Source organism: Corallococcus terminator, from assembly GCF_049194865.1.
Taxonomy (GTDB): Bacteria; Myxococcota; Myxococcia; order Myxococcales; family Myxococcaceae; genus Myxococcus; species Myxococcus terminator_A.
Window position 1 is genome coordinate 25428 of the sequence record NZ_JBLZWL010000100.1, and the last position, 16401, is coordinate 41828.

Annotated in this window: 9 protein-coding genes; 5 read left to right on the top strand and 4 right to left on the bottom strand. The window is 66.8% G+C overall.

What is annotated here, in order from left to right; translation table 11 throughout:
* Nucleotides 1–472 precede the first annotated feature (472 nt).
* From ACN469_RS30670 to ACN469_RS30685, 4 genes are all read left to right on the top strand, one after another.
* A complete protein-coding gene (locus tag ACN469_RS30670; protein WP_498773597.1) occupies nucleotides 473–2332 on the top strand; it encodes a Hint domain-containing protein in 1860 nt (619 codons plus the stop codon).
* Nucleotides 2333–2863: 531 nt separating this feature from the next.
* Nucleotides 2864–3700 carry a MopE-related protein gene (locus ACN469_RS30675; RefSeq protein WP_498773599.1) on the top strand — a complete coding sequence of 279 codons (837 nt, stop codon included), beginning with the start codon at nucleotides 2864–2866 and terminating at the stop codon, nucleotides 3698–3700.
* Nucleotides 3701–3803: 103 nt separating this feature from the next.
* A complete protein-coding gene (locus ACN469_RS30680) occupies nucleotides 3804–10034 on the top strand; it encodes an RHS repeat-associated core domain-containing protein (RefSeq protein ID WP_498773601.1) in 6231 nt (2076 codons plus the stop codon).
* A 9-nt stretch (nucleotides 10035–10043) separates the two neighbouring features.
* Nucleotides 10044–10544, top strand: a complete 501-nt coding sequence (locus ACN469_RS30685) for a hypothetical protein (RefSeq protein ID WP_498773603.1) — start codon at nucleotides 10044–10046, stop codon at nucleotides 10542–10544.
* Nucleotides 10545–10616: 72 nt separating this feature from the next.
* Here ACN469_RS30685 and ACN469_RS30690 read toward each other — a convergent pair whose 3' ends face one another.
* The 3 genes from ACN469_RS30690 to ACN469_RS30700 all read right to left on the bottom strand — a co-directional run bounded on the left by ACN469_RS30690 (nucleotide 10617) and on the right by ACN469_RS30700 (nucleotide 14259).
* Nucleotides 10617–11312, bottom strand: coding sequence for a hypothetical protein (locus tag ACN469_RS30690; protein ID WP_498773605.1), 696 nt, complete (start codon nucleotides 11310–11312; stop codon nucleotides 10617–10619).
* Between the two features lie 58 nt (nucleotides 11313–11370).
* Nucleotides 11371–13236, bottom strand: a complete 1866-nt coding sequence (locus ACN469_RS30695; RefSeq protein WP_498773607.1) for a S8 family serine peptidase — start codon at nucleotides 13234–13236, stop codon at nucleotides 11371–11373.
* A 291-nt stretch (nucleotides 13237–13527) separates the two neighbouring features.
* A complete protein-coding gene (locus ACN469_RS30700; RefSeq protein WP_498773609.1) occupies nucleotides 13528–14259 on the bottom strand; it encodes a hypothetical protein in 732 nt (243 codons plus the stop codon).
* Between the two features lie 192 nt (nucleotides 14260–14451).
* Between ACN469_RS30700 and ACN469_RS30705 the strand changes: the two genes are divergently transcribed.
* On the top strand, nucleotides 14452–15852 hold the full coding sequence (locus ACN469_RS30705) for a hypothetical protein (RefSeq protein ID WP_498773611.1): 1401 nt from the start codon (nucleotides 14452–14454) through the stop codon (nucleotides 15850–15852).
* A gap of 71 nt (nucleotides 15853–15923) precedes the next feature.
* Here the strand turns inward: ACN469_RS30705 and ACN469_RS30710 are convergent.
* Nucleotides 15924–16401, bottom strand: a 478-nt coding sequence (locus ACN469_RS30710; RefSeq protein WP_498773613.1) for a Vps62-related protein, incomplete at its 5' end; no start/stop codon positions are given.

The following is a 16401-nucleotide window of genomic DNA, read 5'->3' on the forward strand; positions in this document are numbered from 1 at the left end:
ATGTTTCCACCGTCGGAGCCTGAGTCGGGTGTCGCACCATCGGGGTTTCCACCATCCGGCCCCGCGTCTTGCCGTGTGCTCGCGTCAGGAGGGTCGTTTTCCTCTCCTTCCGAGCAGTGCACCAGCGGCGTCGCGGCGAGCGCCACGAACAGCCAATTCATGGCCAGACGTCCTAAAACCGAGGGCCGATGTGAGCGTTGACCAACCGACGTTGCAAGCATGGGGTCTCCGGATAAACGGCAAACTTCATGAAAAACGGGCCCGGGTGCTATTGCCATTGAAAGTGTTAGCCATTCATTATGCCAGAAAATCAATTAAGTCTAAGATTTCGGTTTTGCCCGATATTTACATGGATTGTGAATGCGGGGCTCAGCGGCACCCGGTTCTACCTGTGCCGCCAGTCATCAGCACCGCCTCCGTCTCCAAATCCAAGAAGCCACGTCTGTCGTCGTACTGTCAAACCGGAGGAAGCATGTTCAAGGTAGGAATGAAGGTCGCGCGGATGCTGCCGTTTGCGGGAGTGATGCTGCTGACCGCGGGGTGGAGCAACACCCTGACTCCACCGAAGGAGGACCGGGCCAACGCCCAGCAACTGGTGGAGCGATATGACATCGCCACCCAGGAAGTGGGCGTGTATCAGATTGACCTGAACCTGGCGAATACCAGCGACTGGGACTTCCTGGTCGGACGGCTGACGTCCGCGGGGAAGAACGAGCGCAACGCGCCGGAGCTGTTCCGCCGCCTGGACTTCATGCGCGAGCGCGCGCTGACCCGGCAGGCCGCGGGGACTCAGCCACCGAGCCTGGCGGAAGGAGCGTGGTGCAACCACTTCCTCAAGTACAGCCAGAGCCCGGTCTACGCCAACGGCTACTCCACCTTCTTCCCCGTGGTGGAGGTGGCGTGCAAGGACGGCGCGGATTACGTCTACGCCGACCTCTTCAACTACGACACGAATGTGGCGGAGACCAACTCCATCCTGATCAACTCCGCCTCCGGCGAGGAGTACGGTGACGGGCGAGCCTTCGACGACGTCCGGGCCGTGGCGACCGTGGCCACCGGCAAGGGCCGCGTGCTGCGCATGGAGTCGCTGTTGATGGCGATTGGCGAGACGCTCGACCAGACGTCATACATCGTCGAGCGCGGCGCGGCGGTGAACGCGGCCCCGTCGCTGGAGCTCTCGCACCCCCGCAAGGTGCTCCTCAATTCACCCAACGCGGAAATCTATGCCTGCCAGCTTCGTGGCGGGGCTGACTGCGACTACTCGGTCGCGGGCTACCAGAACGGGACCCTGAGCCCCTATCCGCCCGTGCCCACGGGCGTCGCGGCGACCTACGCCACCAATCCGGGCCTGCTGAACCCCTCCGACTTCTGGAGCTTCGGCGCGCCGTACAACTACGAGAACCTCTACGTCCCCATCCGCGGCACGCTGAACGCCGGCGCGGAGGGAGGCTTCCAGTGCACCCTCGACAGCGTGACGGCCGCCCGCATCCAGCTCATCACCAATGAGTCCGGCCGCACCTGCCTCAACCAGACGGACTTCATCGGTTCGTTGGCGCTGGGTGGCAACCTGACGAACGTGAACGTGCTCACGAACATGAACCGCCTCTTCAACACCGCGGGGAGCGGGACCAGCCCGGCGGACTGCAAGGCGTCCACGGTGGTCAACGAGATGACGCGCTACATGATCAAGCTCACGGGCAAGGTGCGTTGCAACGGCACGCTGTTGCCGCTGCTCATCCTGTTCCCGAAGGCGACCTCGGGCGTCACGCCGAACATCTTCTTCCGCAACAGCTGCATGGCCTCTGGCACGCAGGTGAAGATGGCCGATGGCCGCGTGGTGCCGGTGGAAGAGGTGAAGCTGGGCGACAAGGTCCTCGCCAACGAGCAGGGCACGGCGCTGACCGTCACGGACGTCTCCCGCGGCAACGAGGTCAAGCCGATGCTGCGCCTGCGTGACGACGCGGGCCACGACGCGACGCTCACGGAGATGCACCCGGTCATCATGTCCACGGGCGAGGTCGTCGCCGCCAAGGACCTGCGGGTGAAGGACCAGGTCCGCACCGAGCAGGGCGTGGCCACGCTGACCTCCATCACCAAGGTCTCCCCCGAAGGCCAGCGCGTCTACAACCTGGCGCTGGGCACGGACACGGAGCTGCTGGCGGTGAAGAAGAACGGCCGCACCCTCTACGCGGGCGGCTTCCTCGTGGGCGACCTGCGCATGCAGGACGTGCTCACGCAGCCCAAGCGCGAGCAGGTCTCCATCCTCCAGCGCCTGCCCAAGGCGTGGCACAAGGACTTCCGCAACGGCATCAAGCCGACGGTGGTCCCCTGATGACCCCGGGCCCCGGGGCGCCGTGAGGTGACATGCGCCACGGCTCCCGCCGTGGCGCAAGGGGCTCAGGTTGGAAACGAGGGGTCGCCGAGGAATCGGCGGCCCCTTGGGTTCAGCGACGGTAGCGGGCGCGTTGCCAGGGAAAATCTCCCGGAACGACCCAGCTCCTCCCCTCCCTCCGTATTCACTCCAGGGGCCGACACGGATGCGCGCCTGCCCCGCGCGGAGTTTCTTCAGAAGCAGTGGTGAAAATCAGGGGCCGCCCCGTGTCACGACCTGACGCGGGAAACCTGAGGCGTCATCGACGCCCGTGAAAGTCAGTTGGACATGCGCCCCCTCTCCTCGTGTGGCCCTTTCCGTGGGGCCACCGCGGACGCCCTTTCGCGTCTGCTCCCGCTCGTCCTGCTCCTCCTGGCCGCGACCAGCATGGCGATGAGCGATCCCCTCGATGCGGGGTCCGAATCTCCCTGCGAGAACTGCTGCCCGAATCCGCCCTGTCCGCCGACGTACCCAGCCCCCAAGACGTGCACCATGCCCGCGGGCCCCGACCAGGGATGTTCGGGCCTGAGGTACTGGGATGGAGAGGGCTCCTTCGGCGAATGCGCCATCGCCGCGACCAGCAAGCGCTCCTGCTCGTGTTCGCCCAATGCGGGAACACAGGCGTGCCTGGGCAACGGCAACTTCGGGCTGTGTCAGAACAGCGGGACCGCCGCCGCCGAGGTCTGCAACGCCTGCGACGACAACAAGGATGGCGTCGTCGACAACATCGTCGCGCAGGCCTGCGCGGTGGGAAGCAAGGCGGGCGCCTGCGCCCAGGGCCGGACAGCCTGTTCGGCGGGCGCCCAGATTTGTCAGCAGGTCGTCTTCCCCGCGACCGAGACGTGTGACGGCGTGGACAGCGACTGTGACGGTGTCGGTGACACCGCGGAGTTCGGCACGCTGACCTGCGGAACGGGCGCCTGCGCCAACTCCGTGTCCGCCTGTCTCAACGGTGGCTGGCAGACGTGTCAGCCGCGTCCCGCCGCTCCCGAGGCGTGTGATGGCGTGGACAACGACTGCGACAACCAGACGGACGAAGGGCTCGGGACGCTGAGCTGCGGCCAGGGCCGCTGCGCGACGTCGGTGGCCTCCTGCATTGGAGGGGTCCCCCAGACGTGTGTCCCGCTGCTGGCGGAGACCGAGCGCTGTGACGGTCAGGACAATGACTGCGACCTCGACGTGGACGAAGGCAGCGTCTGCCGCTTCGACAACACGTCTTGTGGATGCACGCCCCTGACCGCGCTGCAGGCCTGTGCGCGTACGGAGTGCGGCTCCGCGCCTGACGGCTGCGGCGGAACCCACGCCTGCGGCGCCTGCCCGACGCCGTAGCGCTCCCACCCACCCTCCCGATTCCGTGCTCGGGGACGAGCGTGCTCGAGGAGCGCGCGTGGACCCCAGTGCCTTCTTTTTCCATCTCCTTCCAGGAACTTCCATGAAGCGCGCCTTCGCCTTCGCAGTGCTCTGGGTCTACGCCACGCAGCTGGTGGCGGCCTGTAGCAGTCCAACTCCTCCTCGGGACGAACGTCCCGCCTCCGCCGTGATTCGCGACAGCCTGGTGTTCCCGCCCCCCACCGTGGCGCTGGACACCGTGCTGCCCACGCAGGTCGACGACGACGACAAGGCAGCCGGCTCCACCGTCCCCAAGGCCTGGGTGTCCTCCACCGGAGCGGTTCGCTACACCTTCCCCTTCTGGAATCCCCCGGGCCGGGCGGGCGTGGAGCCCCGCCTCTCGCTGACCTACAGCAGCGACGCGGGCAACGGCGTCGCCGGCATGGGCTGGAGCCTCAACGGCCTGGCGCGCATCTCCCGCTGTCGCAAGACGGTGGCCATCGACGGCGTGGCGGAGAAGCTGCTCTTCGATGCGAATGACCGCTTCTGCCTGGACGGTCAGCGACTGATGGTCGTCGCCGGCACGTACGGCGCGGATGGCGCGGAGTACCGCACGGAGAACGACGTCTACGCGCGCATCGTGTCGGTGGGCACGGGCGTCAATGGCCCCGCCACCTTCAAGATGTACACGAAGGACGGCCTCATCCTCACGCTGGGCGGCGATAACAGCGCCACGTTCCAGCAGACCGTCGCGGGCTCGGTCCGCGCGCTGACGTGGTCGCTGGCGCGCGTCGAGGACCGCAGCGGCAACTTCCTGACGGTCCACTACAACATCCCCACCACCTCCGACGAGCAGGTGCCGGTGGAGATCCGCTACACGGGGTCCACCGTCGCAGGGGCACCTCCCCCGCTCGGGAGCGTCAAGTTCCTCTATGAGCTGCGCAAGGACGTGATGGGCAGCTACGCGAGTGGCTTCGCCCAGCAGCTTCGCCGCCGCCTGCGGCGGGTGGAGATGTGGGGTCCCACGGGACAGGGACAGGACACCACCATCCTGCGCGCCTATGTCCTGGCCTACAGCTACGACGGCCTGCCCACGGCCCTGGATGGCTCCACCACGGGAAGCAGCGTCCTGGACCATGTGACCGAGTGTGACGGCGGCGCACGCTGCCGCAACCCGTTCACGTTCACGTATGCGCCGTCCGCCCAGAAGCCCTGGGCCCAGGGGGCGTGGGACTACACCGAGTCCACGGACACGCTGTATCCGGGCGCCTACTCCGACATGCAGTCGTTCCTGGCCGCGGACGTCAACGCGGATGGGTTCGATGACCTCGTCTACCGCAAGCGGGTGAGCACCTTCGTGGTGGCGTGGTTCGCGCGCTACAGCAACGGCACCAGCTTCGGCGCCGAGCAGCAACTGCTGGGCTTCCCCCTGCCCGCGGCGCCCAACGAGGACACCAGCGACGCGCGCTTCACGGACTGGAGTGGAGACGGGATGGATGACTTCATGGTCTCCGTCCGCGACAGCGCGACCAACCGCCGCGTCATCCACCAGTTGAAGAGCTGGGGTGGCACCGGGTTCAGCCACGCACTCCAGGAGATGGAGCTGGGCCCGGCGCCGTACAGCTTCTGGACCCTGGACCTGAACGGAGACGGTCTCAAGGACTTGCTGCGCACCACCAGCGGCGTCATCAGCAACCCGAGCTCCGCGGGGCTCGGCTATCGCCTGGGGCCCATCGACAGCGGCGCGCCGCTGTCCCTGCAGCTGTCACCCAATGTCTTCCCTTCGATATCGGCGGGCTTCCCCATCGACCTGGACGGCTCCGGTCGCACGGGGTTGCTCGTGCCCCAGTGGACCTGGACGTCTGACGACTATCCAGTCGTCGTCCTGGATGGCAGCCACTACGACTTCGTGGGCATGAATGCCCAGGGAGGGCAAACCTGGACGACGACCGACCTCCTCCGGGAGGAGGTCGCGCACGAGCGCTACCTGTTCGTCGACGTGAACCGCGACGGCCTCACCGACCGCCTGTCCTATCCACAGGAGGGCGGGTACGTCCGGGTCCACCTCAACACGGGGGCGGGCTTCGCCACGCAGTTGCTCCAGTCCTTCCCGGATGAGGCGAAGATGGGGCCGGCCGTGGAGACCGTGAGGCCGCCCGAGGGCTGGGGCAACACGCGCAACTCCATCGACAACGGCGTGCGTGTCGCCGACATCAACGGCGACGGCCTGGCGGACCTGGTCCTGATGGACCGAGGCATCGCGACGACTCCCGGGCCTTTCGCGCGCACTCAAGCCCGGGTGCTGCTGTCTCGTGGGACGTCGTTCGTGCCCGCGCTGCTGCCCATGCCCATTGGCGCGGTGTCGACGGACCGGGGGATGTACCGCTCGCTCGCGATGGACGTGAATGGCGATGGCCTGACGGACTTCGTGCAGCCGGACAGCGGCACACAGACGCTGAAGGTCTGGATTCGCCAGGGCGTGAAGCCATACCTGATGCGGTCGGCCACGGACGCGCTCGGGTCGCGCGCGGAGTTCGACTACGCGCCCGTCACCAACGCGGCCGTGTATACGCAGAGCCAGACGTCCTGCTTCTTCCCGCTGACGTGCGTGCGCCAGGGCGCGTGGCTGGCTTCCGAGATGCGGGCCGACGCGGGCGACGGTCACCCGATGCGGCGTCTGACCTACCGCTATGAGGACGCGCGCTCGGACGCGGTGGGCAAGGGCCTGCTCGGGATGCGCAAGCGCACCGTGACGGACCACGCCACCGGGAGCATCACCCGGGAGACCTACACGTTCGGCACGCGCGTGGGTCAGCGGTATCCCCTGGCGCGCCAGCTCCTCTCCCGGCTCGTCCAGACGCCGGTGGCGGGAGGTAACACCCACGCACGAGAGGTCGAGTCGACGCCCGCGTATGTCGAGCGGCTGGCCTCCGATGGGACCCGCTACTTCTCGCTCTACACGGCGGCGCGGACCGAGCGCGAGTTCGTGATGGGACAACAGCCGCACCTCTGGTCGGTGACGCGGACGGTGGAGGACTTCGACGCGAACTTCGGCAACGTGAAGGCGGAGAAGTGGACCTGGTCCGACGGCTACGTGACGCGGCGTGACACGGTCTACGAGAATCGGACCGCGCCGTGGCTGGTGGGCCTGCCCACGCGCGTCACGGAGACCGCGACGACGGCGCAGAGCGTGTCGCGCTCTCGCGTGCAGTCCTCCACGTACGCTCCGGGAACGGGGCTCCTCACGGACGTCGTCGTCGAGCCGGACTCGACCGACGGGGACGTGTACCTGGCCACGCACCTCGACTACACGGAGGAGGGCCTGCGCAGCGGCGTGACGCTGCGAAACCTCGCCAACCAGACGCGGACCACGACGTTCGAATACGACGCGGCGACGCGCCTGTTCGTCTCCGCCATCGTCAATCCCGCGGGCCATCGAGACCAGTTCGCCTATCACCCGGGCCTCGGCGTGCTGGCCGCGCAGGTGGACGCCAATGGCGTGCAGCGGCGCTGGCAGTACGACTTGTTCGGGCGCGTCCGCTTCGAGGACGGTCCGACACTCTCGGATATCTCTTACGAATATCTGCCGGGACAGGTCCGGGCGACTGTCGCCGGAGGGGCGGAGACGACAGTCCTGCTGGACTCGTTGGGCCGCACGGTGAAGCAGCTGGGACAGGACTTCGCCGGCAATCCCACCGAGGAGAACCACGTCTACGACGGAGTCGGGAATCTGTCGGAGGTGCAGCATCCTTCTCCGGCGGGCGGAACGGCCATGGTGACGACGCGGTATCAGTACGATGCCCTGGGTCGGCTGACTCGGCTCACGCACCCGGATGAGACCTTCCAGCGGGTGGAATACTCCGGGCTGACGCGCACGGAGACGAACGAGCGGGGCCATGTCACCACCACGGAGGTGAACGGACGCGGGTGGACGCAGCGTGTTCGTGAGCCAAACCCGGCGGGCGGGCTGCTCGACACGACGTTCGCATATGGCCCATTCGGTGTGATGACGGCCACCGAGGCCGTGGGGCGCCAATCCACGCTGGAGTACGACGTGCGCGGCCGGCGCACGCGGCTCAGTGACGTGTCCAGCGGTGTCTCCCAGACGTCCTACAACGCGTTTGGCGACACACGGCGCATCGTGGACGCGGAGTTGGAAGAGCAGGTGTTCACGCACGACGCCCTGGGACGGGTGACCCAGGCTGTCACACCGCTCGGGCCGCACACGTACACGTGGGACACGGCGGCCCATGGCGTGGGCGAGCTGGCGAGCGCCACGAGCGCGGATGGGGTCACCACGGCCCATGTCTATGACTCGCTCGGCCGCGAATCCCAGTCGAGCACCCAGGTGGACGGCGCCACCTATACGTTCGACTACACCTACGACACCCATGGCCGGGCCTCGACCGTTGCCTATCCGGAGGTGCCGGGCGCCTCGCGGTTCCAGGTGCGGTATGGCTACACGCCGCGAGGAGAGTTGCTGGACGTGCGCGAAGTCGCGTCGCAGCACGTCTACTGGCAGGTGGGGGCCCGCACGCCGAGTGGCCACCTGCGCCACGCCATTCTGGGCAATGGCGTGGAGAGCCACTACCTCCACGACGACGTGGGAGCGGTGCGCCTGGTGGAGACGGGGCTGGGGACGTCGGACCTCCAGCGACTGCTCTACGACTACGACGCGGGAGGCAACGTCACCTCCCGCAATGACGGCGTCGCGGAGACCACGGAGGATTTCGGCTACGACAGCCTGGGGCGGATGACGCGCTGGTCGGTGTACCAGAACTGCCAGCGCTCCATCTTCGACTACGGCTTCTCGCCGGACGGCAACCTCACGAGCCGCACGACGGTGGAGGGGACGGCTCCGAGTGAGACCTTCGTCTACGGGCAGAACGGTGCGCCGCCGCATGCGGTCACCCAGGGCCCCCTGGGCTCCTACGGCTATGACGCGCGTGGCTTCCGCGTGTCCGCGCCCGGGAGCACGGTGGTGCAGTACACGACGGCGGGCCTGCCCCATCACATCCAGAAGGGGACGGACGCGCTGACGTTCCAGTACGACGCCTTCGCCTCGCGCGTGCGCAAGTCACGCTCGAACGGTGACTCCTCCATCACGGTGGAAGGCGCGCTGTACGAGAAGCAGGTGGAGGGCAACCTGACGCGCCACGTGTTCTCCGTGACGGCGGGTGGGCTGCCCGTGGCTCGGGTGATGCTGGAGAAGCTGGGGGCCGGGGCGATTGCGCGGAGCGTGGCGTACCTCCACCGGGATCCGCTGGGCAGCGTGGAGTCGCTGTCGAACGAACAGGGGGCGTTGATTGCGCGGATGAAGTTCGACCCCTTCGGTCGCCGGGTCTTCCCGCAGGCGCTCGCCAGGGCCGCCGCGCCTGTGCTGCTGAAGGGACCGCACGAGGGCTTCACGGGACAACAGCACGACGATGAGCTGGGGCTCATCGACATGAAGGGGCGCATCTACGACCCGGCGGTGGGGCGATTCCTCTCCCCGGACCCCTTCATCCAGTCTCCGGAGCAAAGCCAGTCACACAACCGCTACTCGTACGTGTGGAACAACCCGCTGCGACTGGTGGACCCGAGCGGGTTCATGGCGGCCGAGACGTGTACCGGCACCGGCCCCGATGACATCGAATGCGAGGGGTCCGTCGACGTGCTGGCTCCCTCGACCGGTGGCTCGGGCGACCCCACCATCTACGGGCCCTACATCGGGTGGCAGTTCGATACCTGGTACACGACGGGTCCTGATGGAAGGAACCGTCGCAGGGGGGCGACGATGGAGGCTCTCGAGAAGCTGTCCCCCCAGGGACTGCGGGCGTACTTCCGAGACAACACCGTGGATGGCCGCGTGCCGACGAACTTCGGCACCGATGAAGAGAGCGCGGCCGAGGAGGCGTTGAGCGACCAATCGCTGCTTGGCATGGCGGAGGTCATGAAGGTCTTGCTCAACGCCACGGGGGGGCAGGCCATGGCCGCGGTCCCCCCTCTCAAGGCAGGGGGCGTGGCTCTCGCCAACGCGAAGAGCGTCAAGCAATTCGGCCATACGTTCTCCAAACATGGAGCGGGGTCGAAGAAAGCAGGAAAATTGCTGGGGACCGCCAAGGGCACGGGAAGACCGCAAGGTCAGTGGACCGACGACAAGAAAGCGGCGGCGTTCCTGAGCCAGGTGAAAGTGGGCGGCCCCAATGGGCGCGCGGCGGCGACGCGGGTCGAGATTCCCAAAGGACTGGGAGAGGTCATCCGTCCGGACGGCACGACGGTTTCCGCGACACATGCCAAAGTCATTGGTAATAGAGCGGGAGGCATCAGGACGGCCTACCCGATCCTGCCCTAGAGAAACGCCATGAGATTCGCTCTGAACGTCGACCGTGTTCACGCCCTACCCGAGCTGGCTCCGCGCTACGACGAGGAGTTGGACGATGTGCGGTCCATCCTCGCTGACGTCTGCACGGCCCTTGCGGAAACGGGCACTGTGGACTTCGTGGTTTCGGGGTTTGGGCAGGAGCACTGGCCGGTCGACGTTCAGACGGACCTCGTGGTCTTCCTGGAGCAACTTTCCGAGGCGCTGACATCCATCGACGCGGAGGCTCCGTTCATTCTCGACTTCTACGAGCAGGGGCTTGAACGGAGCCTGCATTTCGAATTCCAATCCCATCACTACCTGGCTCGATGTGAGAGCCACACCGAGTGGCGGCCTGCTCCGATGGTTGAGTCCATTGGGAAGGACTCACTCCAGGAAATGCTCGGTGGTATCCGCCGAAGCTTCGTGAGGATGCTTGAACGACTTGCTCCACACGTGGCGTCGCATCCCTGGATGCGTGCTTGGGCAGGCGCGACACCGTAATGCCATGACTTGGAGGCTGGCCCCATCGAGGCCAGCCTCCAGGCTTCACACGCGACCTCCCGCCAACCCCGCTCAGAAATAGGGGGCGTACATCTCGGAGCGCTTCCAGAAGCTGGCGCTGTAGTTGAACGGCTCGTCCACGAAGTTGGTCACCGCGTACCAGGGCCGTCGCACGGTGTTGGGGTTCGCGAGCGGAATACCCGTGCCGGAGACCGAGGCGAGCAGCGCGAACGTGACGGGATTCTCCACCCTCGCCGACGCGCTGCACGTCGTCCCCGCGCACTCGACGAAGACAGAGACCCGGAGCTTCCACACGCCCGTCAGCGCTGACTTGTTGAACGACACGCAGTGGAGAATCTGAGACCCGTAGATGTCGCTCCACGCGAACTGCTCGATGGCGAACTCGACCTTCGTGTTGGAGGGGTCCAAGGGACAGCTCGGATGCGCGGCGGTGTCGATCCGCCCCAGCGCGATGCCGATACCTCCGTTCGGCGCCGTGGTGGTGAAGGCCCCGCTCGCGCCAAACGGCTGTCCGTTCGCGAAGGCGCTGATGGCGATGTGCTCACTACTGTTCTGCAGCAGCGTCGTCGCAGCGATGTCGACTTCGATGTAGTGCGTCTCCAGGACGGTGCCCGTCGGCTTCGTGGCCGCGACGCCCAGCTGCGACGCGCCACACAGGCCCGGCGCGCAGGGAGGCGTGAGGGAGAAGTCTTGAGCGGACGCGGACGCCCCCCAGGCCAACAGGGAGACGACAAGGGGCCGAATCACGGTGGAAGGTTTCCAGGTCATGGCGTTGCTCCGGTGGGTGGTTCACTCACGTCACCCATCAGGGCGCGACGAAGAGGCCCACGCTGACATCCGATTCGCAGTTCGAGAAGAACTTGTAGGAGATATAGGTCACCGGCGGTCCTCCCACCGGCGGGAGATAGAGGTCCATCCAGATGTTGCGGACCGTCGTCGCGAAGTGTGTCGGCCTGGGCATCGCGGGTGTGGCGTAGTCGTACTGGGTAATCACGCAGCCGCTCGCGGGCGCGCCCACCGAGTCGAAGCTCAGGTTGAACCGCCCGTTCGTCGGGAGTTGCAGCGTCGCCCCGACATGCTCCAGGAAGAACACCCGGGAGGTGATGCGCTCGCGGATGGCGAACTCAGCTCGCCCGAGGGCGCGCCCCTGGCCATTGCCGGGTGGGTTCAGGGTCGGCAGGGAGATGGCTTCGTTGACATGGTCCTTCGACTGGAGCGGGTACAGCTTGTTCCGGACAGCGAGTTCGATGGCCGAGGGCGTCGCAAGCCCCATCGACTCCGCGAGATATGCCGCCAGCCCCGCCACGAAGGGCGCCGCCATGGAGGTCCCGGACATGGGGGAGTAGAGGGTGGACACCGTCGTTCCGGACTGGGGAAAGGTGCCGAAGGTCGACGCAATCTTGTACCCAGGTGCCCAGGCCTCCACGCAGGCGCCGTAGTTGGAGCCCGGCTGGGACTGGGCGACGGTGCTCAGGTTGCGGATGCCGGCGATGCAGCCGACGGTGGGCCAGGTGTCACAGTGCATGGGCGTCAGGGGTTGACCCCGGTCATCGAGGGCGCCTGTCACGATGATGCCGTCCGTGATGGTCGCCGGGCCATAGGCATACCCACAGGCATTCTGGAAGTTGTTGCCCGCGGACTGCGCGATGAATGCGCCCTTGTACGTGCCGACGCTCTTGGCGACGACCTTCATGCGTGAGCCGGCGGAGCCCGTCGCCGCGAAGATGTTGTCCGACGAGGTCAAGGCATTGAAAGAGAGGTTGACGATGCCCACCTGTCCCCGCTGGGTGATGTCCATCATCACCCAGTCGAGCGCGGCGATGAAGCCCGCGGCGGTCGAGCCGCCATTCGAGCCGCCCCGGTTGCAGCGGTTCACCGCATCCAGGTTGCCGGTCCCCAGGACGGAGACGGACACCAGCGGGGCCCCCGGAGAGATACCGACGGTGCCCGTGGCGTTCTGACGAGCCCCGATGATGCCCGCGACGTGGGTCGCGTGCGCATAGCAGCCCACGAGTCCCTCGGCAGCGTTGTTGCCCATGGGCCACACCCGCTGCACGACATTGAGGTCCTCGTGATAGCCGATGCCAGTGTCGAGCACGTAGACCCTGACGCCACCACTGCTCGCGGGCGTGCTGAAGGCCACGGCGCGCTTCCCCCAGCTCTTCGTCTCCCCTCCCGAGGTGCTGTCGGTCCACAGCGGCCCGCTGAGGGACAGCTCGGTGTCGGGCGTGAGGCGCTCGACGCGTGGGTCCTCGCTCAGTGCCTTCACCTGGTCGGGGGTGAGGTAGGCCGTGAAGCCCAACCCCGCCCAGCTGGTCATCGACGTCGCGCGGAGGCCATGCGCGCGCTCCAGCTCCCGGACGAGGTGGCGGGCGGGGGTCTTCTGCCACGACGCAAAGCCATCCATCGGCGGCGAGAGCTTCGCGAAGGTGGCCTCCGAACCCGCGCGCAGGTCGATGAGGTAGTGCACATCCCCGGCCTCGTCGCGAATCCGCGTGTCGCGCTCGGCGACCTGGGGCACGCCGTGGGCATCGATAGGCACCAGCAGGTCATCCGTCACGAAGACGACGTCTTCGCGCGCGGCGGAGGTCGGTGTGAGGTCCTGCGCGAGTCCAGGTGCGGACACCAGGGACAACACGAGGGTCAGGGGCTTGAAGTCGAGCAGATGCAAGGAATCTCCGGGAGTCGTCAGGCCTCCTCCCTTGCATGTCAGCACGAGAGGAAGCTCTGGGTGGAGCGTCCCTTCTCATACGGCAGGCCCGAAATGGACAGAACCCCGTGCGGGGTGCTGTCGCCTACCACTCATTGACAAGAATGACGGGGTCTTCGTGGACCTGTCGGAGGCTCCTGCCTCTCTATTTGCATATCAACGTCTACGACGGCGACATGCCAGCTCGAACCTTGGAAGAGCTGCGGGAGGCCCGTGCCCGGATGAACACGGTCCAACAAGGGCTGGAGGGATTCAGGGAACGAAGCCCGCGTCAGACGTTCCAGCGTCGGCCTCTCCTCCATCGTGAGTGCCAGCATCCACAATCCCAGCATCGGCCGTCCCCGCATCGGCCCTCCCCGCATCAGCCGTGCCCGCATCAGCCGTTCCCGCGTCGGACGTCCCCGCATCAACTGGCCCGGCGTCCGTCCCCGCGTCGTTGCACCCGCTCGCGGTGCCGCCATCGCCCTTGAATTTGGGAGGGCACCCACAGGCCTTGAGCTGACACAACTCCCGGTACGTCACGCTCCCCGTCTCCCCTGGCGCCGGGTCCGGCACGTGGTCACTCGGCGAACCAATGGTGATGTCCTTGCACTGCTTGTCGAGCAAGCCAGCCTGGGCACACGCGATGAACTTGTCGTTCTTCTCGATGCTCCAGTCCTTCATGTTCAGCGCGATGTAGCCCGGGCAGTTCCGGTACTTGCAGATGTCTGAGTAGGTGTCGTTGCACCGCCCCAGGACCACGGTGTCGCAGGTGCTCGACGGCGGCGAGGAAGGACACTCCGGATTCGGCGTGCCCGGCGTCGACGCACTGTCCCACCACTTGCCCTTGCAGTCGTCCCGCGAGGGCACCGTGGGACACTTGATGCTGTCCGGACAGGTGGACAGGTCGATGGGCCCCTCCGACTGCCCCCACCCCGCCTCCTCATCCGACGCCTCGACCCCACTACATGCCACCAACCACGCCGAACCCCACAGCAATGCCACGGATAACAGCCTCCGGCCGCTGCTCTGACTCGCCGCGTATTTCACATTTTTCATGAAAGTCAGAATATCACCGGATACCTATGATTTGGGGGCATGTTGATGCGCTGTTCGAAGCCGTGGTGGGTCGTGGCCGTGCTCGTGATGGCACTGGCGGGTTGTCATGATGAGGAGGGTCCTCTTGACGAGGACTCCGTGGAGTCGACCTGGACCTGGGAGGTTCTGGAAGGCCGACGCCTGCGGACGTTCGACGAGTGGCTCGTCACGTCGGGAGTCACCTTGAGCGAAGCGCGGCAACGCCAGCTCGAGGAGACCGGGTACGTCTTCGAGGTGGTGCCTCGCGAGCTGCTCCCCATTCGCCATCGGGATGGAACCATCGAGGTGCCCCCGGACACCCACCAGGCCCTCGCGGCGATGAAGGGGATGGACCCCCTGAGCCGCTTCGAGGCCACGTGGCGACTGGGCCTGTTCGACCCGAGCGACCCTGTCCAGGCCGCCAATGCCCGCGACTTCCTCGCCGCGCATGCCGGGACGCGCGGCGGCAGGTCCGCCCTGAGCGGAGATGGCGGAGCGAGCGATGCGGGTGCGCCTGACTCGGGCCGCTCCCGGGATTCCGGCCCGTCCGACCCAGGGACCGCCGACTCGGGCGCGGATGCTGGGGGCGACGGCGGCTCGGATGGAGGAGGAGGAGGAGGAGGAGGAGGCGGCGGCGGCGGGGGTGGAGGCAGCGACGGCGGCGAGTCCGACTCTGGAACCGACGGAGGCCCGGACGCGGGCCCGGACGCCGGCCCGGATGCCGGCACGGACGCGGGGAGCGATGGCGGAACGACCCCGAGCTCCTGCAAGGTGACCTGCAACATCCTCACGAGCGTCCCCGGGGCGCCCGCGAGCAACGCCTGCGGTTGCACCAATGACTCGCCCAAGAAGCTGACCGACAACAAGGCCGCCGTCACCCACAGCGGCACCCTGACGGTGTCCTGCTCGTTCTCGTCGGACTGCACGGACGCCGCCAAGGCGCACGTCGTGGGGCCGTATGTGAACGGGACCTCTTCCTGCCAGGGCTCGGCGACCGTCGAGAGCATCAGCTCCACGGCGTCCTGGTCCGGAGGTGCGAACGGAAGCGCGAGCAAGACCGGATCCGGTGAAAAGGACTTCAGCCAGACCCTGGCCTTCACGGTGGGCTCGGCGGCCTCGGGCACCACCACCGCGGGAGCGTCCGCGGGTGTGAGCTCGAGCATCAAGGTGGAGGTGGACCCCGCCACCCTGAACCTGGGTGGCTCCGCGCAGCTCGACCGTCAGGCCAATGGGAACATCGCGGTGACCCGGCTCTACGAGAAGAGCTACACGACCGCGGCCCATGTCATCACCTTCACGAGCAAGGCCGGCGGCGACTTCTATCTGACGCGCTCGGATGGCAGCGCCAACGCCAACGTCAGCGTGGCGGCGGGAGGCTGCGCTTGCGCCGTCGAGGATGCGTGGTTCGACACGAACGTCGCCTCCGTGGCGAACCAGGCCACCGTCACCAAGGATACCGCCGCGCAGCAGTGCACCTGCTCGGACAGCAAGCCCTGCACGTGCAGCGTCACCGGTAAGTGAGCAGTCCCCGGTGAGCCGTGGCGGCGCGGAGCCCGAATGGGGCTCCGCGCCCGTTTCACGCCCAGGTGGGCCTACTCCAGCTCGCTGAAGTCAGGATGGGTGAAGCTCTTGTGCATCGGCCCCGCGGGACCGCCGTTGAGCACGCACTCCCCCGACTTCTCCGAGACGTAGGTATCGCATCCCGACTTGGCGTTGCCCCAGTCAGAGGAGATGTTGAGCCACGCCAGGGAGCCCGTGAAGGTGCCTTGCGGCTGCGAGGGGAAGATGACCGGGCGCTCCCACGTCTTCCAGGCCGTGCCCTGGTTGGTGATGTCCTTCAACGAGTCACCGTTGTAGAGGTCCATGTACTCATGCACGGCGGCGTCGGGGTAGAGGCCGTGGGAGCCCAGCGCCGAATAGGCTTCGGGGCGCAGGTCCACCATGGGGAGCGTCTTGCCACCGTAGGCGAAGACAGGTGCCTTCCCGTGCTGGCTCATGGTCACCGCGACCGGCCGGCCGTCGACGAACCTCACCGTGAGATGCTCCCAGTCACCCACGTGATTTCCGAGG